22 protein-coding genes are annotated in these 20,702 nt (G+C 61.6%); 9 read left to right on the top strand and 13 right to left on the bottom strand.

What is annotated here, in order from left to right; all coding sequences use genetic code 11:
• Positions 1-310: 310 nt before the first annotated feature.
• Together TQ38_RS02570 and TQ38_RS02575 are read left to right on the top strand one after the other, a co-directional pair.
• Positions 311-943, top strand: coding sequence for a hypothetical protein (locus TQ38_RS02570; protein ID WP_043979165.1), 633 nt, complete (start codon positions 311-313; stop codon positions 941-943).
• Between the two features lie 8 nt (positions 944-951).
• Positions 952-2,022 (top strand): ImmA/IrrE family metallo-endopeptidase, encoded by a 1,071-nt coding sequence (locus TQ38_RS02575; RefSeq protein ID WP_043979168.1) that lies wholly within the window; start codon positions 952-954, stop codon positions 2,020-2,022.
• A 216-nt stretch (positions 2,023-2,238) separates the two neighbouring features.
• Here the strand turns inward: TQ38_RS02575 and TQ38_RS02580 are convergent, their stop codons facing one another.
• Positions 2,239-3,288 (bottom strand): hypothetical protein, encoded by a 1,050-nt coding sequence (locus TQ38_RS02580; RefSeq protein WP_162792194.1) that lies wholly within the window; start codon positions 3,286-3,288, stop codon positions 2,239-2,241.
• Positions 3,289-3,493: 205 nt separating this feature from the next.
• The gene (locus TQ38_RS02585) at positions 3,494-4,300 is read right to left on the bottom strand and encodes a hypothetical protein (RefSeq protein WP_043979175.1); all 807 of its coding nucleotides are present in this window, start codon (positions 4,298-4,300) and stop codon (positions 3,494-3,496) included.
• Positions 4,301-5,790: 1,490 nt separating this feature from the next.
• Between TQ38_RS02585 and TQ38_RS02600 the strand changes: the two genes are divergently transcribed.
• Entirely contained in the window at positions 5,791-6,009 is a 219-nt protein-coding gene (locus tag TQ38_RS02600; protein WP_043979223.1) for a hypothetical protein, read from the top strand.
• Positions 6,010-6,302: 293 nt separating this feature from the next.
• On the opposite strand, the gene TQ38_RS02605 is transcribed toward TQ38_RS02600, so the two are convergent.
• Positions 6,303-6,770, bottom strand: a complete 468-nt coding sequence (locus TQ38_RS02605) for an SOS response-associated peptidase family protein (RefSeq protein ID WP_370059782.1) — start codon at positions 6,768-6,770, stop codon at positions 6,303-6,305.
• Here TQ38_RS02605 and TQ38_RS29865 point away from each other — a divergent pair, their 5' ends adjacent.
• A complete protein-coding gene (locus TQ38_RS29865) occupies positions 6,771-7,013 on the top strand; it encodes a hypothetical protein (protein WP_162792195.1) in 243 nt (80 codons plus the stop codon).
• Between the two features lie 181 nt (positions 7,014-7,194).
• On the opposite strand, the gene TQ38_RS02610 is transcribed toward TQ38_RS29865, so the two are convergent.
• On the bottom strand, positions 7,195-7,377 hold the full coding sequence (locus TQ38_RS02610) for a hypothetical protein (RefSeq protein ID WP_043979184.1): 183 nt from the start codon (positions 7,375-7,377) through the stop codon (positions 7,195-7,197).
• Between the two features lie 666 nt (positions 7,378-8,043).
• On the opposite strand from TQ38_RS02610, the gene TQ38_RS02615 reads away from it, so the two are divergent.
• The gene (locus tag TQ38_RS02615; RefSeq protein ID WP_113941876.1) at positions 8,044-8,226 is read left to right on the top strand and encodes a hypothetical protein; all 183 of its coding nucleotides are present in this window, start codon (positions 8,044-8,046) and stop codon (positions 8,224-8,226) included.
• A gap of 867 nt (positions 8,227-9,093) precedes the next feature.
• Here TQ38_RS02615 and TQ38_RS02625 read toward each other — a convergent pair.
• Positions 9,094-9,414: a hypothetical protein gene (locus tag TQ38_RS02625; RefSeq protein WP_043979190.1), complete on the bottom strand. Its 321-nt coding sequence runs from the start codon at positions 9,412-9,414 to the stop codon at positions 9,094-9,096.
• Positions 9,415-9,587: 173 nt separating this feature from the next.
• Entirely contained in the window at positions 9,588-10,418 is an 831-nt protein-coding gene (locus tag TQ38_RS02630) for a 23S rRNA (adenine(2030)-N(6))-methyltransferase RlmJ (protein WP_043979193.1), read from the bottom strand.
• Between the two features lies 1 nt (position 10,419).
• Here TQ38_RS02630 and TQ38_RS29870 point away from each other — a divergent pair, with 1 nt between their 5' ends.
• Entirely contained in the window at positions 10,420-10,719 is a 300-nt protein-coding gene (locus TQ38_RS29870; protein WP_162792196.1) for a hypothetical protein, read from the top strand.
• Positions 10,720-10,887: 168 nt separating this feature from the next.
• On the opposite strand, the gene TQ38_RS02635 is transcribed toward TQ38_RS29870, so the two are convergent.
• The 4 genes from TQ38_RS02635 to TQ38_RS02650 all read right to left on the bottom strand — a co-directional run bounded on the left by TQ38_RS02635 (position 10,888) and on the right by TQ38_RS02650 (position 15,669).
• Positions 10,888-12,237, bottom strand: a complete 1,350-nt coding sequence (locus TQ38_RS02635) for an HlyD family type I secretion periplasmic adaptor subunit (RefSeq protein WP_043979195.1) — start codon at positions 12,235-12,237, stop codon at positions 10,888-10,890.
• A complete protein-coding gene (locus TQ38_RS02640) occupies positions 12,234-14,033 on the bottom strand; it encodes a type I secretion system permease/ATPase (protein WP_052505947.1) in 1,800 nt (599 codons plus the stop codon). Before TQ38_RS02640 ends, TQ38_RS02635 begins: the two co-directional genes overlap by 4 nt.
• 3 nt (positions 14,034-14,036) lie before the next feature.
• On the bottom strand, positions 14,037-15,215 hold the full coding sequence (locus TQ38_RS02645) for a hypothetical protein (protein WP_043979197.1): 1,179 nt from the start codon (positions 15,213-15,215) through the stop codon (positions 14,037-14,039).
• Between the two features lie 202 nt (positions 15,216-15,417).
• Positions 15,418-15,669 carry a hypothetical protein gene (locus TQ38_RS02650; protein ID WP_043979200.1) on the bottom strand — a complete coding sequence of 84 codons (252 nt, stop codon included), beginning with the start codon at positions 15,667-15,669 and terminating at the stop codon, positions 15,418-15,420.
• Positions 15,670-15,904: 235 nt separating this feature from the next.
• Here TQ38_RS02650 and TQ38_RS02655 point away from each other — a divergent pair, with 235 nt between their 5' ends.
• A complete protein-coding gene (locus TQ38_RS02655; protein WP_082057918.1) occupies positions 15,905-16,810 on the top strand; it encodes a Crp/Fnr family transcriptional regulator in 906 nt (301 codons plus the stop codon).
• A gap of 143 nt (positions 16,811-16,953) precedes the next feature.
• Here TQ38_RS02655 and TQ38_RS29875 read toward each other — a convergent pair whose 3' ends face one another.
• Complete coding sequence (locus TQ38_RS29875) at positions 16,954-17,502, bottom strand: hypothetical protein (protein ID WP_052505948.1); 549 nt, start codon at positions 17,500-17,502, stop codon at positions 16,954-16,956.
• 112 nt (positions 17,503-17,614) lie between these two features.
• Here TQ38_RS29875 and TQ38_RS02665 point away from each other — a divergent pair, with 112 nt between their 5' ends.
• On the top strand, positions 17,615-18,277 hold the full coding sequence (locus tag TQ38_RS02665) for a response regulator transcription factor (protein ID WP_043979203.1): 663 nt from the start codon (positions 17,615-17,617) through the stop codon (positions 18,275-18,277).
• A 25-nt stretch (positions 18,278-18,302) separates the two neighbouring features.
• Here the strand turns inward: TQ38_RS02665 and TQ38_RS30790 are convergent, their stop codons facing one another.
• The gene (locus tag TQ38_RS30790) at positions 18,303-18,701 is read right to left on the bottom strand and encodes a hypothetical protein (protein ID WP_240197930.1); all 399 of its coding nucleotides are present in this window, start codon (positions 18,699-18,701) and stop codon (positions 18,303-18,305) included.
• Between the two features lie 42 nt (positions 18,702-18,743).
• On the opposite strand from TQ38_RS30790, the gene TQ38_RS02670 reads away from it, so the two are divergent.
• Entirely contained in the window at positions 18,744-19,640 is an 897-nt protein-coding gene (locus tag TQ38_RS02670) for an ATP-binding protein (protein ID WP_240197931.1), read from the top strand.
• A gap of 104 nt (positions 19,641-19,744) precedes the next feature.
• Here TQ38_RS02670 and TQ38_RS02675 read toward each other — a convergent pair whose 3' ends face one another.
• Positions 19,745-20,593, bottom strand: a complete 849-nt coding sequence (locus TQ38_RS02675) for an AraC family transcriptional regulator (RefSeq protein ID WP_052505949.1) — start codon at positions 20,591-20,593, stop codon at positions 19,745-19,747.
• Positions 20,594-20,702: the final 109 nt, after the last annotated feature.

Here is a 20,702-nt window from a genome sequence, read left to right on the forward strand (position 1 = left end):
AACCGACCCATCCCGGTCGTTCAGTCGCCGATTTTAGCTCTCCAAGAGCGGACCGGCAGCTTCTTGGTTCAGCGGCCTAAGGGGCAGCAAGCACGCCCTGCCTCGGCGGTCGCATGGTTGGGGCGTGCGCAGCAAATACATTTGTCGACGCGGCGCCTGTCAACCGCAGCGGCAGGAGCAACGAGCAAGCCGCTGAATACGGCAACGGCAACCGCGGCGATCATACGATCCGTTGATACTGCCGACCCAGCCTTGACATGTTAAATTTTCTCAGCACATATGAGAATGAAAATCTTAACATGGCGGCGGCATGATCGTTCTTGCGGAAGAATTCGAAACGGGTCCCCGGCTCGCACAGCTGGGAATGACGACGGCTGACCTTCTAACCATCGTCAGGGTCGCCGTCGGCGCCCGCCGCAATGCTGTCGCGTTTCACCCGGCCAGCGCGCCCGGTCTTTTTTCCTGGCTGGAGGGGACCGCTCAGATGCGGCGCGTGTTCTTAGCCAAGGAAGACTGGGAGCTGAGCCGCCGCGACAACATCGAATCCGTCTATAATCCCCAGCTCGGCATCAAGATCATCTTCCAGAACGCCGAACGCGCGGGCGATCCAATCTTCGAGCCGATGGCGGCGAACCGCAAGGGCGCCGCATCCGCGCGCGCCGTCGACCTTGGCCAGATCGAACTGTTTCCCGAGCACCGGATCGAAAAGGAACAGACGGCGGCGGAACTGAACGCCAATGTTTGGATCCTGTTCGTCGAGGCCCAAGGCCAGAACGTGCGTGCAGAATTCTCCCGCCCCAAGGCAATCAGCGACGAGCAGTACGCCGGCTTCCACGAACGCATTCTTCTGGTACAGGGCGGCGAATGGGATACCCCCGACCCGCTGTCGGATGACGGCGAGCCGCCTGCAGATTATGAGGTTACCGTCTCCCGCAAGGGCTGACAAATGCCATGTTCAATGCCCAGAGACTGATTCTTGCTCGCAAGCGGCGCAAGCTTACGGCGCGCGCGCTTGCTGATGCTATCGGCGCTTCGCCGATCACGATCTCGCGCCTGGAGAATGCAGCAAACGAGCCGGGGATGGAGACGGTCGAGGCCCTCGCCCGCGCTCTGGGATTTCCGAGGGAATTCTTTTTCGGCGAGGAGTTCGACGAACTGCCGGGGAATGCGGCAAGCTTTCGGAGTCTGTCCTCGATGACGGCCAAGGAGCGCGACGCCGCGCTCTCAGCGGGCGCGATCGCCTATCTGTTCCACGATTGGGTGGCCGAACGGTTCAACCTGCCGGCGGCAGAAGTGCCGATCATGAGCGAGAATGCATCGCCGGAAGAGGCTGCGCAAATCGTGCGGACCAACTGGGGCCTCGGTCAGCAGCCGGTCTCGAATATGGTCAAGCTTCTCGAAGCCAAGGGCGTGCGGGTGTTCTCGCTCAGCGAAGAGACCAATTCGGTCGATGCCTTCTCGTGCTGGCGCGGAGAGCAGCCCTTCGCATTCCTCAACACATTCAAGTCGGCCGAGCGCAGCCGTTTCGACGCTGCGCACGAACTCGGGCATCTCGTCATGCATCGTCATGGCACGCCGCAGGACAGCAAGCAGGCAGAGAGCGAAGCCGACCGGTTCGCTTCGGAATTTCTGATGCCCGCCGACGATGTACGCAGCCGTATCCGGCACGTGACAAACGTCGAGGATCTCATCCGGCTGAAGGTGCGCTGGGGCGTCTCGGTTGCCGCGCTGAATTACCGGGTAAACAAGCTCGGGCTGGTCAGCGAGTGGCAGAACCGCAGCCTCAACATCGAGATCGCCCGCCGGGGATACCGCAAGGACGAGCCTGCCGGCATGCTGCTGGAGCAGTCTTCGCTCTGGCCCCAAGTCTTCGCCTCACTGTGGCAGGAGCGGCAGACGAGAGAGAGCATAGCGGCGCAGTTGAACGTGCCGACGTCTGAGCTCGACCAGTTCCTGATGCATTTAAGCGAGGCGCGCCTACCGGCCCCCGCCGAGAAGCCCGGCCTGCGCGCGGTCAAGTAGCCCCGGTCCATTCGGGCACGATGTACTGACAGGCGGAACCGGCAAGGTGTCCCTGCTCCCGGACTGAAACATGGGCCTCTAGCCCTGAAAGAATCTTGAACTGTAGGGCCTCTGCTATTTCTGGGCTCGCGAAATCCCCGATTTCTGCGGCTTTTAAGAGCGTGAAATCGGAGATTTTCGCTATCAGACATAGGAAATGGGCCTTGCTCACGCTCTTTATTCGTTATCCTCATCGGCTTCTTCGATGAGGTATGTTTTTACTCGCGACATCATATGGAACAGGAATTCCGCCATGATGAGGGCGTTCAGGCTGCTCTTTGCGGTGTTATAGACGATGATGCCATGCAGACTGGCGTGGCGATTAGGAACTGGATCAGCTTCAAAGCTAGCGATTGTATCTGGATCTTCACCAACCTTTTCATACAAATGCGATTCCATCTTTTTGAAAAGGTGGTAGCCATAATCGTATGTAGTCACCTCTCCAGCTGGGAGGCTGCCAATATCTCTTCGGATTGTAGGCAGGCTAGTGATGCCTACCGTCTTGCCATCCTTGGTTTTGACTTTACGCTTACCGTCGTAAAATTCAACAGCAGCTACTCGTTCAATCTCTGGGAATAGCGTCCGAGGAACTGTGCGATACAGGCCTAGTTTATGCGCCTTGATAGCCTCTGCGAAACATGCCTTTGCTTCAGCATCGATCTCGTGGTCCGATACAGCTTCAAGAAAATCCGTTTCGATGCTCGACCAGTTCTCTTCGTAGAAGCTAGCGATGGTCGCATCGACTTCCTCAGTTGATTGATCCTCATCGATAAGATGAAACGGTGTGCTGGAATGGGGCAGCCATCCGCTTGCTTCCACCAGCTTAGCTTTTGCAGATTGTTCGGAAAGCCTGTTGAAGACGGGCTGGAGTGGGATGAGGACCGACTTCCAAGCCTGCGCTATCTTGGCGGTATTCTCGGCGAGCTGCTGGAGGTGCGCACTGACCGGTGATGGTGGAAGGAAGAAGCGCGGGGCGGCTTGCATCGCTTTCATCGCCTGAGGTTCAACGAAATTGAACGTGCGTCGGGCGGCGGCGATTTTTTCCATAAATTCGTTTGTCGCCGTGACGGAGCGAAGTCGGCTCATGGCTTGGCCAACTTCTGAAGTCCTCGCCAGCTTGCGGGCCTCGTCCATTTTGCGGACCGTTTCGCCGATTTCGACCGTGCGTGATAGCCGTCGAGCAGTTTCGATGCTCTGAGCCAGAGTGCGCCTTGTATTCTCGTCCATGATCCACCTCGCTGGACTGGACATAAGCGTCAATTAATTGAGCGGAAAGGCTATGAGCGGAAAATTCACAGAACCAGCATGGCGGCAATTAAGCCAGCCGTAGCGTCGAATATCGTCAGCGTCATTCATCCAACCCCGTCAATGGCCGAAGTCTTGCCTTATCTCGTGGAAATCCATGGCTCAGACGAGACCGAGGGCAATGCTGTCATCGATGCCATCCGAACCTGTCTTCAGATACGTCAGCAGTCCGACTTGTGAATGCCTGCTCCGTTTTAGGGATGGCTGCGTCTTCTGAGTTTTCTGTCTCCTGACTGTCATCAACGAGTTGGAAAACTCTAAAAGCTATGTTGTGCCAATCGTCTGCGGTCATAACGAGCCAGTCAATTACTTGCTTCGCTTCCTTTCTCACAGGAGAATCATCCCCTAGCTCAAGGTAAAATGGGACCACATCTTTTAAAACAACCTTTGTGGGAAATCTGTCGTCATCACGAAACAGGGATTCGACCGTTCCCTGATAGCCGACAAATCTTTTGCCTTCTGACATTTTGGAAATCACATACGCAGTGATGAACTTGTCGTCACCATTCGCGCTTTCTATAACATCGGCAAGCGGACCATAGATCAGGGATTTGTCCATCCATTTGATCGCGGCCCGACCCGCCAGAAGTCCGATGAGCACAGCAAGCAGGCTAAGAAGAAGTAGGCCGGAAAGAAATGCCCACGCAAGGTCGATAGCGTTATCGCCCTTCTGCGCAACGAATGGGCGATAAGGATCCGATAGCGGGAGCGGGATTGTTGGTGGTATTTGAAGAACGATCTTCAGTGCCAGGACATAAACCGCGTGCACCACGAGGCTGAAGCCACCGACCAAAGAAATGCCGTTCGGGGTAGAGAGCGACGGGACTGGAACTTCCACCTCGCGCGTCTGACCCGCGAAATAGAAAGAACGAGCAGCGATTATGCCTGGCAGCAACAGCGCTGCCGTAAAAATCGCAATCAGGGTCAGACCCATACTGGGCTACTTAACCGCGACGGTTTTGGGTAGCGCCGTTAGCAGGGTGCAATTCACTGCGACGCACCACATAGACTCCGGAATCGTCACGCCGCGCGGTGCGTTCCACTTGGGCCCAACTGTCGCCTGCTGCGCGAAGGGTGCGCGTTGCGGTGTTCATCGAACCTTCGGAGTTGATACGTCCTTTGCTCATAACATCAATCTAATGTTTAGCGCAGGTCCTGCCAAGCCCCAGCGAAGGGTGCGTGCTCAAAAGCGTGTGACGGACGGCAGGAATGTTACTCTTTAGCGTCCGAGATCGAGTTGCGACGCTCTGTAGCTGACAGTCGCGAATGTCCCAGACCCAGCCCATCGACTTGATCGACGGCAGGCTTCGGGAAGGGTGGTCTTTGAGAGGATTGTTTCCACAGCGCCGGTGCGGTGACGGCATCAAGCAGTTTTGCTGCTATGGCCGAAAGCATCGCCTATTTATGATCATTCGCGAAGAAAGATAGTTTTTGCTAACACCACTCTTGGTTGGCGACCAGAACCGAGGAGAGTATTTTCGTCTCTGGCAGGATAGCCATCATGTGGCCAATGATATTTTTAGAGATCATTGGATAGGGTTTGAGATTGGCACTGGTACTTCTCGAATAGCCATAAAAAATGGCAAATTTGGTTCCTATACTGGATGAGGAGGATTTTTTTATTTAAAATGGTGCCACTCATGGTCTCTTTTCGTAATCCAAATCGCGATATTCGATTTATGTCAAGGGATTAGGAACTGCTATTGGTTCCTGTAAGCGGCACCATTCCCCACGACATAAATATTTATAACTAAACAATAATCGACAGATGTGCCGGAAATCCGTTCACCATTTTCGTTCCGGTGGAAGACGAATGTGCACGGTTAGGGGCGGTCAACAGGGCAGGACTTTTGTCCACTGCGCTACGTATGAAGAGTTGGCGCGCGTTCGGACGGGAGCCGAGGTCATCCGCCCAAAGCAGGCAGCCATTGTGACAAGCAGCGCCCTGACTTTCGCAATGGCGTCCCAGCCCGAGGGAATGCTCGAAGCGGATCGCCGCATCGCTGTACTCGCCTCGGCTGTAGTTCCATTGAGGCTACCGCGATCCGCGCAATACGAGCAAAAAGGATCGTGAGTTCTTCGACATGTGCGAGTGCTTCATAATCCACAGGCAGCGATCTGCGGCTGAGGGAGATGAGCGGCCGAACGCGAAGGACTACCCTAACCGCGCGGAGCCTGCCGAGGCTGAGTGCGCGGAGCTGCGCGATCTTCTGCTCACGCTCGACCGCGATGCGCGACCCGACGACCAGGACGATGACTTCGGCCCTTACGCCGAAGCATGGGGGCGGCTTGGCGCCGCCCTCAACCCCAGCGCCAGGAGCGAGTGATGGGTGAAGGCGTGGGAGCGGACGAGTAGTCAATCCTTGGGACTTTCGTTTTGTGCCAGGTTATATTGGCCGCCTCAGTGAAGAAAGGATGCTTTCCATGATTCGCAAGCTGATGACCGCCGCCGCTCTTGTCGGCATGCTCGCCGCAACGCCATCGATGGCGGCACCGTGCAAAGACGCCAAAGGCAAATTCGTAAAGTGCCCGGATTCTAAGGCTGCAGCCACTGCCATGAAACCGGGTGTGGTGAAGGATGCGAAGGGCAAGTGCCACATCGCATCGGGTCCGAAGAAGGGCCATTTCACCAAGTGCAGTTGAACTGACGATACAGAGGCCGCGTGAGCGCATTTCTGTCCTTGCCGCCGCCGGCCTCTGCATCGCCGCAGTCCATGCCGGGGACACCATTCGATTTTGTTCTGGGGAGCGGGTGCGCCTGGCGGGTATCGACGCGCCCGAAGTGTACGATTCGCCCCGATGCGCGCCGCAGCAGCGTCAGCGCTTGACTGGATTTAAGAACCCGGCGTGGTGCGAATACCGGGTGGGCAGCCGCAGCCGTGACGCGCTGCAGGCTTTCGTACTGACGGGGCGCGTGTCGATCGAGCGCTTTGGGTCTAATCGACAACTAGCGGACCTTGCCACACCTGACATAGCGCGAATGCTTCCTCCGGCGTCCCGTCAGTCCAGCGCGACCAGTCTCTGCGCGCAAGGATTGTCGGCATCCTGTCGTGCACGTCTGCCATCAGTTTGCGGCCGTCGACCATAGCCATCGAATAGACATTGCCCCATTCCGCCGTTGGCCGCCAGACGCCCGCGACTGCATGCATCTCCCGATCCGGCAGCGAATACCGAGTGCGCGTCATGTTGCCCTTGATGCCCTCTGCCTCCGCCCAAGCGATGACCTGGATGAGGCAACGCCGATTGGCGAAGCTGTCCCGCCAGAACGCTTTGCCTAGTTTGTCTTCGCGCGCGTTATTCACCGGCTTGGGCTTTAGCGCCGCGCCGGTGACCTTGCTCTTGAGAACCAGCGGAAAGCCCCACGACATGGCGCGGACGTGCTGTTCATCCTGTAAAGGTTGCACATGTCGTATCATGTGCTGCTCACGATCGCGCTGCCAAACGGGCTAGCCATGCCGTTATGTTCCGTTTATGTTCTCGATTGTGGTGGTGATTCGGAGCTTCTGATGAAATGGTCGGAAGGAGGTTTGATGTTGCCGGCCGACACCTTCAATGCGGTACTCCAGCGCCTTCGTGAGAAAGTCGAGATCACGCGCAATCTGGTGGCGATCCAGCGCATCGACCTGGGTGAACCCAAGGCATGGTGACGGATGGCCACCGCTGTCACCGACAGAAACGAAACAGACGACCGGCTGCAGCTGGCGCTAACGCACCTCTGAACCAGAGGTCTGATCCGCCATCAACAATTCCCTTTGCCTGATGGCGGTGTGGGTGCGGCAATCCGCAACGTCGCACCCACACTTTTCCTATTGCCGGTTGACGCCCAGCTTAGACACCCTGTTTTCGGCGCTCGATTTCAGCAAGAACCGCGGTTTGCAGAATGTTGAGATTCTCACTGTCGGTCACCGCATCCCGTGCATTGCGTAGCTGCTCTTCTGTCATCCCTGTAGCGATCTCTTCAGCCGTTACAGCGTCAACCTGGGGATGCTCGTGCGGTGTGTCTTCGGTCATATCGCTCTCCCGGCCAGACGTTCATCTGCGCTGGCTCAGGTTGATAAACGCTGCCTGGTGCGGTTGGTTCGCGGATGCGTAAAAAGCCGGCGCGGAAGAGGATCGGTGCGCCCGGATGCCGCCGGGAACGTCTCGGCCGATACAACAACGGATTGATTTTGCAGAGGCTATTGCAGTAAGCTGCAAAAAAATGGCCCGGCACTGAACAAACAGGCCGAGCCAAGTGAAAGGACGAATCAGTCCTTCGGGTCGCAACCCTCAACTAGCCGAAGAAGCATCGATTCAGGTTGTAAATAGAACCATTTCAGTTCTATCTTTCGTGGCGCATTGCATCAGCGGTTCCCCCGCGAGCGCTTGCACGAGACATCAGATGAAAATCATTCCCCAAGCTGTCAGCTGCGCCGTTGGCCGGCATGAACCGGACAGGCGAAAGGTCGAGTGGGATGGCATCCACTATGTAGGTAACTGCACCGGTTGCGGCGTGGGCGTTTATCGGGTGTCGCATAAGCGGTGGCGCACGATCGACACTCTCGAGCGGGGGCCTATTTAAGGCCAGTCGCCAAGCGGGCTCACCGATGCATCGAGGCCTGATCTTGCAAGATTTTAACTGGAAGACAGCGAAGGGTCGCTCCGATAAATTCCGAACAGAAAAATCGGGAGGGCGCTATGTTTGATATTCAGTCATTGATTCCTCGAGTCACCGAAGAAATGATCAGCCGCACCATGGAAAACTATCCATTCTCGGCTTGGCCGCAGGATGAGGCTGAATTGGCCGCCCTTTTCAATTTCATGCTTGAAGACCTTCTCGTCAGTAGTGCGCCGGTGCCATTCCAATTTGCGCCAGGATGACGGCAGTACAAGGCGGCCGGCACCCTCCTGCGGTTGTTGGGCGCGTTGCGGATCGATAAAAGGCGGGCGCTGCGGCGGCCCGATGACCCCCTGTCTAGATCGCCGCAGCAACGACCATCCTTGGTCTGTAGCTCCACTGTTCTCAAGCGGCGAGCGCCCGCTACTTCCTCACGCGTGCGTCGATTGACCGATGCCGGGAGTGCATGTGCATCCTGATTCCCCCCCACTTGTGAGACATCCCCGAAGTCGATAATTTCCGGATGTTGCAGCGGTTAGGTCAACCCCGAAGCGGCCGCTGCAGCACCAGTTTATTGCAATCGGAGGTGCAGGGTCCGGGCCGCTGTGGCGCAACCGGCCCGTTTAATTCTCACACCTTCCGGCGCGTCGAACCGAGAACATAAAAATAGATCTGGGATTGTAGGGTGGAGGAAGACATGCAGGTTACGTCATCACCTGTCGCCGCGCACACCGTAACCGCAGCACTTGAGCGCGCCGCTCGGGCGCTGTGTTATGTCCACGGTGTGCATCCGAACGAACCGATGGGCGCGGCTCCTAGTTGGATGCATTACCTCCCCGAAGTCCAGGCTGTCCTAGAAGCTGTGCGCGACCCGTCGACCAAGATGAGCCTCGCGGGAAATCATCAATTGAACCTGAGGTCCGGGGCCCAGATCGATGAACGGGACGTCGAAACCACATGGCGCGCTATGGTTGATGCGGCCCTTTCGGAACGGTGAAGCTGGCGGGGGGGCAGTGGACAAATGATCGGCCCGACCTTGCCTGAGCACCTTGCGCCCTGATCGCATCCACCTTCGCCGCGCACTGATTGAACGCTTCTGGTGATGGGCCATCGACACCGCGCCCGTCCGCTTAATCGCCGTTGGCATCGACCATGAATACAGTGGGTTTGCCTCGCGATGCCGGATCCCATCCTGCCGACAACGCGGCCCGCACGCCTCGCGAAGCAATCGTGTCGTTGATATGCGAACGCCCCTTCGGCAATCCTTTCAACAGGCGCTTCGGCGTCGGAAATTCCAGCACTGCCTCACGTGGCATGCCTTTCTGACGCAGGGAAATCGTCATGCCCTTCCAGCCATCGAAAGAGGACAACTGGGGTTCGCTGAGGAGTTCCCAGTCATATTTGAACCCATCGATTTCGACGGTGCCACCGCGGCCATGTGTATGAAGCATGACATGCCTTTAGCATGCCAGCGGCCACACTCCACCCGTCACTGGTGCTCGTCGCCTGATACTCGTCAAATTCCTTGAAGGCGCGCTGCGAACGCAGCTTGGCTGTCTGTGCAAGCTGCGACTTTTAACGTCCGGCAATCCCCCTCCGGGAGGAGGGTGGGGTGAGGGCGCCTTTAGTCGCCCAACCAACCCGATATGATCTCGCCCTTATGTCCTTCGGGCGCTAGCGCCGCGCGCAAAGCTTCCAATAGTGGCGGCAGTGTCTGCGTGAAAGCGTAGGGCGGATTGACGATATAGAGGCCTGCGCCGTTATAGATGCCGGGTTGCTCGCTATCGTATAGCCAATGCTCCACCAGCAGCAATTTCGGGATGCCGAGCTTGCGCAACTGCTCCTTCCACCGCCAATGCGTGGCGCTGTCCTTCAGCGGATACCAGATCACCGTCACGCCGTGCGCCCACTTGCGGTAAGCGGCGGCAAGGGTGGCGGTGATACGTGAGCGTTCGTCCGTCTGCTCGTACGGCGGGTCGACCACCACCACGCCGCGCGCAGTGGCGGGCGGCAGCAGAGCCAGCCAAAGTTCGTAGGCGTCGCGTTCATGTACAGCCGCGCGGGTGCCGCGCATCGCGCCGCGCAGGGTGTAAGCGTCTTCCGGGTGCTTTTCGTTGAGGGTCAGGAAATCCTGCGGGCGCAAAAGCTGCGCCAGAAACTGCGGCGAGCCGGGGTAAAGGTGCGGTTCGTCACCCACATTCACTGCCTGCACGGCGGTGCGGTAGTCGTCCAGCAAGGGATTCTGGTCGGCAAAGGCCCGCAACACGCCCTGCGTCGCCTCGCCGGTGCGCTGGGCATCGTCGCCGCCAAGGTCGTACATGCCGCAGCCGGCATGGGTGTCGATCAGAGTGAGCGCGCCCGGCTTTTGCTGCAAGGCCCGAACCAAAGCGATCAGGATGCTGTGCTTGACGACATCGGCGCTGTTGCCAGCATGGAAGGAATGGCGATAATTCATTGTGATCCAGGATACTGACGGCCAGCCTTTAGACGAACTGCCGGACCTTCTGCAAAGCGAAGTTATGGCCGCGCCGGTATTGTTGGGCGCACAAGCCGAACGCGAGGCAATTGAAGCAGCCGGACCGGTGTTCGCTCAGAGTCGGGCGGAGGCTTTCAAAGCGCTTCGGCGCAAGGCCCCAAGCCTGCGTCAGCGAACATCACCGGAGGCGATGACTGGCCGAGGCTATGTAAAAAAGCGGTCTCGGGGCGTGCCATATCTGGTGGAGGCGGTGGAACGAGACTGGCCGATTTCGCCCTGATGATCGGTATCGACTGCCAGCTGCACGTTGCATTCAACCTGGGCGGCCACGGCCTTCAGATATTGCATTTAGCGCCGCAGCCCGGCGACCTTCTCCCGGATCTTGTCGGCCCGCATTTCGGGGACGTCGCTGCCTTCTTGAAACAAGCGCTTTTGGTCCGTGCGTCCATCATTGCTCGCGGAACATGTGGCCGAACGCATCGGTAAGGGGGCTGAGCATGTAGTCCAGCAAAGTGCGGTCCTTGGCGCGGATATGGACGGAGACGGGGACGCCGGGGCGCAGGGTCACGCCTTCGCGGCGCAGCAGGGCGGGGTTGGAGACGGCGATGCGGGCGCGGAAGGTCTGTTCGCCGTTTTCGGCGGTGATGGGGGCGGGCGAGAGGGCGACGACCTTGCCCTCGAAGTCGCTGCGGCCATGCGGGTTTACCGTGGGGAAGCGCAAGGTGCCAGGCATGCCAACGCGCACGCTGTCGATATCCTTGGGCGTCACTGCCGTCTCCACGATCAGTGCGCGCGAATCCGGAACGACTTCCATGACCGTCTGGCCGCCGCGAAGAACGGTGCCTTTGCCTATCTTGGACACGCCGGACACGCGGCCGGCCACCGGGCTGCGTAGCATGTCACGTGCCGCGTCGTATTGGACGATGCGCAGGGCCGGATCAACTTGCGCTAATTGCTCCTCAACCTCGCCGAGCTGGGCAACAGTCTGCATCATCTGGTTGCTCTCGAACCGCGCGAGTTCCAGCGCGGATTTCTCGACTTCGCCCGAGGTGACAGCGGTATCGCCTTTCAACTGGGCGGCGGCGCGTTCCAGCGCGCGCAGTTGCGGCTTGCGAGCATAGCCCCGCGCGTAAAGTTCGCGGATGCCGGTGAGTTCGTCTTCGATCAGCCGCAGCTGTTCACGCGCGGCGGTTTGCCGTGCGCCGGCGGCGCGGCCCTGCTGCTCGGCGATGCGGCGGTCGGCCTCGATCACCTTGCGGTGGCTGTCGAAGATGGCTTGCTGCGAGGCGATGGCGGACGCGACCGCGCGGTCCTCGCGGCGGACGACGAGATCGGCGGGCCAGCGCATGGCCGCCAGCCCGTCACGCTCGGCGATGAGGCGGGCCTGGAGGGCGCGCAGGGCATCGCGCTTGGCCTGCGCCTGCTCTGCGGCGGCGCCCGAACGCACGCCGTTGAGGCGCACCAATGGTTGCCCGGCGGCGATGCGCTGGCCCTCGGTCACCAGCAGGCCGTCGACCACGCCGGAGGCTTCGGGCTGGATGACGATGCGGTCGCCGCTGGTCACCACTTGCCCTTGCGAAAGCGCGGCTTCGGAAAGCGGCGCGAGCACCGCGAACAGGCCCAGCATGCCAAGGAACAGGCCGCCCGTGACCAACCCGGTGCGGGTGACCTTGCGTGGATCGTCGAGGCTTCCCTGGGGAAACTTTTCGTGACGGATCGCCGTGGTGGCACCATCGTTGGCGCCGGCCGGGTCGGGTGCGCCGCTGCCAAAGCCGCCGAAGGGAAATTCGATCTTCATGCCGCTTTTCCTTCCACCGGATCGCGTGCGATGGATGCGACCAATTCGGTGCGCACCTTGCGGAACACGCGTTGGCGCGGGCCGTCGAGCTGCAGGACGCCGCAATTGAGTACCACCACGCGGTCCACATGCGCCACCGGGTTGAGCCGGTGGGCGATCAGCACGATGGTGGCGCCGCCGGCTTTCAGTTCCTCCAGCGCACCGGCCAGGGCTTCCTCGCCATCGGCATCGAGGTGGGCGTTGGGTTCGTCGAGCACGAGCAGCTTGGGATCGCCGAACAGCGCGCGCGCCAGACCGATGCGTTGGCGCTGCCCGCCGGAAAGCCCGCTGCCGCCTTCGTCCACGCGCGTCTCATACCCTTCCGGCAGATCAAGGATCATCTGGTGGACGTTGGCGCGGGTCGCGGCGGTAATGACGACGTCGTCCTCGCACTCGGCGAAGCGGCAGATGTTGTCGCGCACGGTGCCGGGGAACAGACCCACGGTCTGGGGTAGGTAGCCGATATTGCGCGCCAGCATCTCGCGCGACCAGTGGCGGCTGTCCAGCCCGCCGATCGACAGCTTGCCGGCGCTGGGCAAGCGCGCGCCGACGATCAGGCGGGCAAGGCAGGTCTTGCCGGCGCCGCTGGGGCCGACAATGCCGATCGCCTCGCCTGCGCGGATCTTCAGGTTCAAGGGGCGCAGGGCCGGGCGTTTGGAGCCGGCGGGCACAAAGGCGACTTCGGAGAGATCGACGTCGATGCCCTCGAACGGCGGCTCCACCCGGCGGCGCGGGGCGGGCGCTTCGTTGAGGATCTTCTGTACGCGCTTGCCGGCACCCAGCGCGGCGCGGATCTGGCGCCAGCCACTCACCGCCACTTCCAGCGGGGCGAGCGCGCGGCCCAGCATCATGTTGGCGGCAAAAATCGAGGCGGGCAGAACCGAATGGTTGACCGCCAGATAACCACCCAGGCCCAGCATCAGGCCTTGGAACATAAGGCGGGTGAAGCGGAGCGCGGCGGTGAAATTGGCGTGACGGTCGCTGGCGTAGGCCTGCTCGCGCATCATGGCGGAGCGGTCCACCTGCCAGCGTTCGGCCAGGGCATTGTCCATGCCCATGGCGTGCACGGGATCGGCATAGCGCGCCACGCTATCGGTGAACTGGTAGCTGCGGGCGGCCGCCTCCGTCGCGCTTTTGGCGCTGGCGCGGGTGCGCTGGTCGTTGAAGAAGGCGATGGCGAGCAGGGTTGCCGCCGCCGTGAGACCCAGCAGGCCCATCGACCAATGGATCAGGAACAGGATCAGGATGAACAGCGGCATCCACGGCACGTCGAAGAAGAACTGCGCGCCGTGGCCAGCAAGCGCGGTGCGAAATTCATCCAGATCGCGCAGTGCGCGGGCGTTGCGCGCAGGCGCGCCGTGGCGGGCCGAGAGGTCGATGATCGACTGGAACACGCGGTTGGACAGCAGCCGGTCGATGCGGGCGGCAGCGCGGATCAGGATGCGCGCGCGGCAGGCATCGAGCACCGCCATCGTCGCCAGGGCTCCCATCAGCGCGATCGTCAGCGCGCCCAGCGTCGCCATGCTGCCCGAAGGGATGACGCGGTTGTAGACCTGGATCAGATAGATGGGCGAGGCGAGGTAGAGCAGGTTCACCGCGCCGCTGAAACCGGCGGCGGTCCACAACATGCCCTTGGTGTTGCGCAAGGCGGCGGCGAATTCGTCGCGCGGGTTGTAATCGGGGTGGGAAGGATCGAGCACGGTGGACGCCCGCGTCTTGGGGGACGCCGCGCGGGCACGGTCGATCGGTCGCTTCATGTGTCAGCCCAGTCCCAGGTGATGATCGTCGAAGTGCGAAAGCGCATCGTGCAGGGGATCGTCGGCGCCCAGCAGCACCGCGTCGAGTGCGGGCGGCGCCAGGCTGTCGAGCATTCCGCCAAGACCCAGGCCATCGGCCAGGCCGATTTCGGGGGGCGCGGCATCGGCGTTGACGGCGAAGACATCGGCGGCGGAAACGAGGCTGGTCAACGTGGAAACGCCGCCGGCGGGATCGCTGCCGGCCAGATCGCCCAGCGTGTCGGTGACCCCGCCGAGGATCGGGCCGAGCGAGGCGGTCTGGGTCGCGACTGTCGAAGCGAGCGTGTCGGCGGTGTCCGATACCAGCAGCGAACTTGTGTCGGCAACGGTGCCGAGCGTGTCAGTCAGCTCCGCCGCCGTGTTGTCGAGAGCATCCGAGGTGTTCGCGATAAGTTGCGTGCCGGTTGCCGCAACGGCATCAAGCGTGGTGCCGAGGCCATCGCCGATACGGTCCACCGTTTCATTCAGCGCCGTGACCTGGCCGGCAGCCAGCGCCTCCACCGAAGCGGCGAGGGCGTGCGCGGTGCCAAGAGCGTTGGCGAGGGTCGCCTGCGCCTCCGTGCCCAACAGGTCGATGGCCTGCTGAGCGGTGGACAGGACCGGAGCAACGAGAGCGCCGTCGAGCATGGCGGCAGGCGAATGGATGGCGATACCTGCAATGCCGTCGCCGCTGCCTTGCGCTTGCGCAGTGGTGGACGTGGCAAGGGCGCCCTGCGCGTCCATGCGCACCAGCACCTGTTCCATGCTGCCGCTGGGGACGGCGGCATTTCCGCCATGGCCAAAGGCCAGGGTATCGGGCGCGACTATGCCGGAAGTCGGCGCCGAAAACGACCCGGAAAGCAGGAGCGGGGCTGATTGAAGCGAGCCGAATGCCTCATTACCGGCGTCGGCGGCAGAGGTGTGGATGCTGGCGGCGGGCGCGCCTTGTGTAACCCGAAACGCGAAGGCTTCGGCGAACTGGTCCTGCGCACCTGCTGCAGAGGGCAACAATGCAGCGCTTGCGCTGGCGGCAGTGATCGCGGGAAAAGCGCCCGGCGTTGCTGCGTACAGGCCCAGGTCGCTGCCGGGGCCCTGCGCCAAGGTAGCACGATCGACCCGCGCGGCGATCACGTCAGGCGCAGCGTCGGAGGTGGCACGGTCCAAGCGTCGTCTCCCGTTCGTAATCTGGCGAGTGGCGTGTGGCCGGTCGGTGAGTGAACCTTTTGGCTGGAAGTTCGTTCCATGGTTAACCCCGATGGTCAGGCTTGGTCTTGATCTGGGTTGTGCATGAGGAAGGCCCTGCCATCCGCTCCGTTGCACCGGAGCAGGGGGCAGGGCCTTTCCCTATGCTGGCTGTGAAGCCGGATCAGCCAAGCAGATCGCCGCCGTCCGATTCCGACCAGCTGTCGGTCATCGAGCCGAGGATCGAACCGATATCGAGATCGGTGCCAAGCTCGGTATTCTGGTAGTCAGTCGAGGACGAGCCGTCCTCATCGATGTCCTGGCTGAAGCTCTCGTTGCTGAAGTTCACCGAGAGGGCACCCGTGACATCGGAGATCAGGTCCGAAGAGTTCGAGCTGCTGGAATCATCGGCGAAAAGGCTTGAAAGAAGGGGCATATTCAACTCCGTGTTGTGCATGGAGTGACCATGTCAGTCACAATGGGATAACGGGCCGGCATCGCGTTTCGATCCCATGGCCGGATCGGTCGGACGGGCGACGGGACGGCGGCGGACATGATCTCGATCATGTCGCATTTTCCCGGCGGAATGCGGGCGGGCTTGTCCGTTCATCGGGATGACGGTCGGCGCAGGGTACGGCTTTCGGCGCTTCCCGGTATGATCGAGATCATAGATGGATACGGGCGAAGTGCGTTCATCGCGCGGTGGGTCGATGCAATTTTTTATGTCTGTGCATCGCAATTCGCCCCCAGCGCGTTGCGTAACCATGCATGATCCGGTCGATACGCTGGTTAACGAGCGTCCTATCCTCCCCAAACCCGCCAGCTTTCTTACGCGCAAGCTCGTGGGGCATCGCGGCGTCAATGCGGAAGACGGGCGGTGGTTGGATACGATCCTCCAGCGCAACCAGCGCAGTGTGGAGCCGGGCAGCGCCCTGGTCGAACTGGGCGCCCCGCACAGCGAGATTCATGTCATCGTCGGTGGATGGGCGATGCGCCGCAAGAAGATGCGCGATGGGTCTAATCAGATCGTGGCGCTGCACCTGCCAGGCGAAATATGCGAATTCAACGCGGTGTTGGGGATGGTGTCGGACACCGAGACGGTCGCGATCGACCGCGTCCGCGCCGCCGCCATCTCCGCGCGCACGTTGAACGAGTTGTCCACCCATCCGCGCCTGGGCCGCGCGCTATGGTGGGAATCCATGGCGAGCGGAGCGATCCAGCGGCAATGGTTCGCCAATGTCGCCAGCGCCAACGCCGCCACCCGCATGGCGCATCTACTCTGCGAACTGGAACAGCGGCTGCATCTGGTAGGCGGATCGCAGGCGCACGGCGAAGGGCGGGTGTTCACCTGCCCGCTCACGCAGATGCACCTGGGTAATGCCACGGCGATGTCGGTGGAGCACGCCAACCGCACGCTAGCGCAACTGCGCCGCCAGTTCGGCCTGCGTGCCAAGGGTGGGCTGATCGAAATCGACGATCTGGCCGGATTGCAGGCGTTCTGCGGCTTTGATCCGGGCTATATCGTGCTGGACGCCAAGAGCCATGCGCCCTCGATCATGCATGGGGTGGCGAGGTAATCCATCCCATCTGCCAGATCGTCCGAGGTGCCGAGAGCCTGCTTTCCCGGCAGCCCGATATGATAACGGCGTTTCGGCTATCAACCATCATACGACGTGCGTGACGAAGCGGGAGACGGCCACGCCGGCTCCCGCGTCGTTGCTCAGTTGATGGCCGTGGCCGCTGTCTTGACCGGAGGCGGCGGGGCGCCGGCTCCGCACGGCGGCGGGGGCAGCGGCATCGTGCACGCCTGCGGCGGAGCGTTCGGACCGCCGGCTGGCGGTGGCGGGGGACCGCCCGGCCCGTGCGGCGGCGGTGCCTCACCAAGGCTGTGCGGCCCGCGAGGCCCCACTTCCTGCACCGTACCGGACGCATCAATCAGATAACGGGCATGCAACTGGCCATTCTCGAACCGTCCCTGGACGAGAATGGAACTTCCTCTCTGCATATCGACGCCCTTGCGGCCCGCATCGACCAGCGCCCGCCCGCTTGAGTCCGCGACCACGAAGCGATCGCCATAGACTTCGGCCACGCGGCCCCGGACGGAGACGACGCCCCGGCTACCTGTAAGCTTGGCGATCGCCGTAGGCACGGTCGGGGCCATTTCGACAGTCGGGCGCGTGAGCGCCATCGCCCCCGCTCCGCCGGTGAAGCCAAGCACCAACAGGCCCGCACCGCTCAGGACCAGGCTGCGATTCCAGTTCAGTTTCATTGATCATTCCTCTTCTTCCGTGGGTGTGAAGAAGAAATAGCCGGGCCGTCCACCACCCCCACTGAACCGTTCCATTCAGCCAGTGTTTAAACGCGGGTCATAGGAATGAGTGATGCGCATCCTGCTTGTCGAAGATGATCCCGATCTGGGGCCGGCCATCGCCAAGGCGCTGCGCGACGATAACTTCGCGGTCGATCTTGCCACTAATGGCGTCGACGCCGGCCATCTTGGCGAGACGGAACTGTACGATGCGGCGGTGCTCGATCTGGGGCTTCCCGGCAAGGACGGGCTCTCCGTCCTGCAGGGCTGGCGTGCGGCCAAGCGCGCACTTCCGGTTCTGATCCTGACGGCGCGGGAAGCGTGGAGCGACAAGGTCGCGGGATTTAAGGCGGGCGCAGACGATTATCTGCTCAAGCCCTTTCGGTTCGAGGAACTGGTCATGCGATTGCGCGCCCTGATCCGCCGGTCGGCAGGACATGCTCAGCCGCGGCTGGAATGCGGTCCACTGGCGCTGGACAGCCAGCTTGGTCAGTTCGAACTGGACGGCCTTCCGATCAAACTGACCGCCTTCGAATGGCGCGTGCTATCGCAGCTCATGCTTCGCAAAGGAGCCATCATAGAACGGTTGGAGCTACTCGAACGCGTCTACGAAGGCGATGCCGACGTCGATTCGAACAGTCTTGAGGTGATTATCGGTCGCCTGCGCAAGAAGATCGGCGCCGGCTTGATCGAAACGGTGCGCGGCCGAGGCTATCGATTGGTCTGTGAGGGTTGATCCGGTGAGGATGATTCCCCGCTCGCTACATATGCGCATGTTGCTCTTGTCGGGCATGACGACGCTGCTGGCGCTGCTCGTCGCGGGATGGGCGATTACCGGCGTGCTCGAGCGGTTTGTCATCGGTGGGCTGGACCAGCGGCTTGATTCCGAAATCACGCTGATGGCCAGCGCGGTTGGCAAGGATGGCCGGATTGACACGCGGCTGCTGGACCAGCGGCTCGGCGGCTTCGATGCGAGCCCCGGCTGGCGTTGGCGGATCGTCGGGCCCGATGGCGCGATCGGGTCCGCCGATTTTCCGGATCTGGCGGTGGGACGGCCTGGCCCGCCGCCGCCAGGCGGGCCTGAAGCCGAACCGCCCGGCGCCGATGAGCGGCGCCTTCACTCGCTCGATGGCGCTCGCCACGATGGTGCCGGCGTCCATGCCCGCAAGCTGAACATCCAGACCGAACGGGGAACAGTGACGTTGACCGCAGCCGCGCCGCGCGATGTCGTCAGCCGCCCGATCCGGGCGGCGCTGACGCCGCTGCTGGCGACGCTGGCCGTTCTGGCAACGATGCTGATGACCGCCGCACTGGTCCAGTTGCACCTGGGTTTGCGGCCGGTCCGCCGGCTGCGCGATCAGGTTGCTGCCATCCGCAGCGGTGCGCGCGAAAAAGTCGATGAAGAGCAGACCACCGAGCTTCGCCCTCTGGCGCTCGAACTCAACGCTCTGACAAAGGATAACGCACGAACGCTCGCAGCGGCACGTCAATCAGCGGCCAACCTGGCGCACGCGCTCAAGACACCGGTCGCAACGTTGGCGCTCGGTGTGCGGGACCAGCCTGTCAATATCGCGCAAGTCGAACGAATAGACGGCATCATCCGCCACCATCTCGGGCGAGCCCGCGCCGAAGCTGTCGATCGCCGCAGTTCGACGGTACTCGCACCCGCTATCGCCGATTTGGTCGGAACGGTTCGGCTGATGCATGCCGGCCGAACGCTGACGATCGATGCTCGGGTAAACCCCGATCTCGCCGTCGCCGTCGATCTTCATGACATACAGGAATTGATCGGAAACCTGCTCGATAATGCCGCAAGCCATGCGCGAGCATTTGTGCGCGTGGAAGCGGTACGCGATCTGACGGATCGCCGCCGGATCCTGATCACTATCACCGATGACGGAGATGGCATTCCCGAAAGCGAGCGGGCCCGCATAGTCCTCCCCGGTGTCCGGCTTGACGAACACGGCGATGGCCATGGGTTCGGTCTTGCGATCGTGAGCGAGTTGGCGGGATTATATGGAGGGCGGCTGACATTGGGGGCTGGATCTGACGGTGGTTTGGCAGCCACCCTGTCGCTTCCCGCTGCTGCAGAGTTGTAACCGATGAGGGCCGGCCTGCACTGAGTGGATAGGGCTCTACGACGAGACGGAAGAAGGCGGCGATTGTTCGTCCCCGGTTGGATGCCGGGTCCGCGCCGGGGTGCTCAGGGCGCGCCCTTTGGCGATGGAACAGGTCCCTGCTGGCCCGGCATGGCACGCCTTTGGTACTGGCTTGGCGTTTCACCGGTCGAGCGCCGAAAAGAGGCCGAGAAGTTGGAGGCGACGGTGAAGCCCATGGCATGGGCGGTTTCCTTCACCGACATCCCCTCGCTCAGCATCCTGCGGGACTGTTCGATTTTTTGCGCCACCATGTAGTCCCCCAAAGTGCAACCACGGCTGATCTGGAACGCCCGCGCCAGATGGCGCACCGACAAGTTGCACAGGCTGGCCATGTCGGCGAGTGTCGCGCCAGCGGCGTTGCGAGCGAGGAATTCGTCGATCCGCCGCAGACGCCAGGGCGCCAGTCCGCCCGCTGCGGGCACGTCCTCGAGCGCTAGGAAGTAGCGCGAAAGCTCGATCCCGATCTCGGCCAGCAGGAGTTCGATCAGGCTCTGGCTGGCATATGCGGGATTGTGCATCTCATCGGAAATTCGACACATCAGCCTGCGGACGGCCGAATTCGAGATGTCGAGCCCCTCGACAAGCTGGCGATCGCTCCAGTCCAGGTCTGGAGCCAGCCACGGCGAAATCGCGTCCGGGTCGAGCCGGCAGACAATCGAGCGCTGCACCCGGCACGCGCTGCGCATGTGCACCTTGTGGTGCGCCGGGACCAGGAACAGCGCGCCGACACGTTCGAACCGCCTTGCCGGCCAGTGGTCGGCATAGCGGCCCATCGCCTCGAGGCTTGAGGAGAACAGCGAGAGTTGCAGGTGATGCCACGCGTTGCTTCCCACCGTCTCGATGGTGTCGGCCCACTCTTCCGCCACGATGGATACCTCGCCGAAGCGGGTCACCAGGCATGCCTCGATTCGCCTTTCGTGCGCCTGCTCAATCGGCCCGGACGCCCCTGATCGACCCGGTGAGGATAACGCAGCCACCTTTGCCATGATCGGATCATGGCAT

It is taken from the genome of Novosphingobium sp. P6W, assembly GCF_000876675.2.
Lineage (GTDB): Bacteria > Pseudomonadota > Alphaproteobacteria > Sphingomonadales > Sphingomonadaceae > Novosphingobium.

Coding starts and splice junctions, on each gene's coding strand:
- TQ38_RS02570 (WP_043979165.1), top strand. CDS start 311: ATGATCGTTCTTGCGGAAGAATTCGAAACGGGTCCCCGGCTCGCACAG.
- TQ38_RS02575 (WP_043979168.1), top strand. CDS start 952: ATGTTCAATGCCCAGAGACTGATTCTTGCTCGCAAGCGGCGCAAGCTT.
- TQ38_RS02580 (WP_162792194.1), bottom strand. CDS start 3,288: ATGGACGAGAATACAAGGCGCACTCTGGCTCAGAGCATCGAAACTGCT.
- TQ38_RS02585 (WP_043979175.1), bottom strand. CDS start 4,300: ATGGGTCTGACCCTGATTGCGATTTTTACGGCAGCGCTGTTGCTGCCA.
- TQ38_RS02600 (WP_043979223.1), top strand. CDS start 5,791: ATGATTCGCAAGCTGATGACCGCCGCCGCTCTTGTCGGCATGCTCGCC.
- TQ38_RS29865 (WP_162792195.1), top strand. CDS start 6,771: ATGTCGTATCATGTGCTGCTCACGATCGCGCTGCCAAACGGGCTAGCC.
- TQ38_RS02610 (WP_043979184.1), bottom strand. CDS start 7,377: ATGACCGAAGACACACCGCACGAGCATCCCCAGGTTGACGCTGTAACG.
- TQ38_RS02615 (WP_113941876.1), top strand. CDS start 8,044: ATGTTTGATATTCAGTCATTGATTCCTCGAGTCACCGAAGAAATGATC.
- TQ38_RS02625 (WP_043979190.1), bottom strand. CDS start 9,414: ATGCTTCATACACATGGCCGCGGTGGCACCGTCGAAATCGATGGGTTC.
- TQ38_RS02630 (WP_043979193.1), bottom strand. CDS start 10,418: ATGAATTATCGCCATTCCTTCCATGCTGGCAACAGCGCCGATGTCGTC.
- TQ38_RS02635 (WP_043979195.1), bottom strand. CDS start 12,237: ATGAAGATCGAATTTCCCTTCGGCGGCTTTGGCAGCGGCGCACCCGAC.
- TQ38_RS02640 (WP_052505947.1), bottom strand. CDS start 14,033: ATGAAGCGACCGATCGACCGTGCCCGCGCGGCGTCCCCCAAGACGCGG.
- TQ38_RS02650 (WP_043979200.1), bottom strand. CDS start 15,669: ATGCCCCTTCTTTCAAGCCTTTTCGCCGATGATTCCAGCAGCTCGAAC.
- TQ38_RS02655 (WP_082057918.1), top strand. CDS start 15,905: ATGGATACGGGCGAAGTGCGTTCATCGCGCGGTGGGTCGATGCAATTT.
- TQ38_RS29875 (WP_052505948.1), bottom strand. CDS start 17,502: ATGAAACTGAACTGGAATCGCAGCCTGGTCCTGAGCGGTGCGGGCCTG.
- TQ38_RS02665 (WP_043979203.1), top strand. CDS start 17,615: ATGCGCATCCTGCTTGTCGAAGATGATCCCGATCTGGGGCCGGCCATC.
- TQ38_RS30790 (WP_240197930.1), bottom strand. CDS start 18,701: ATGGACGCCGGCACCATCGTGGCGAGCGCCATCGAGCGAGTGAAGGCG.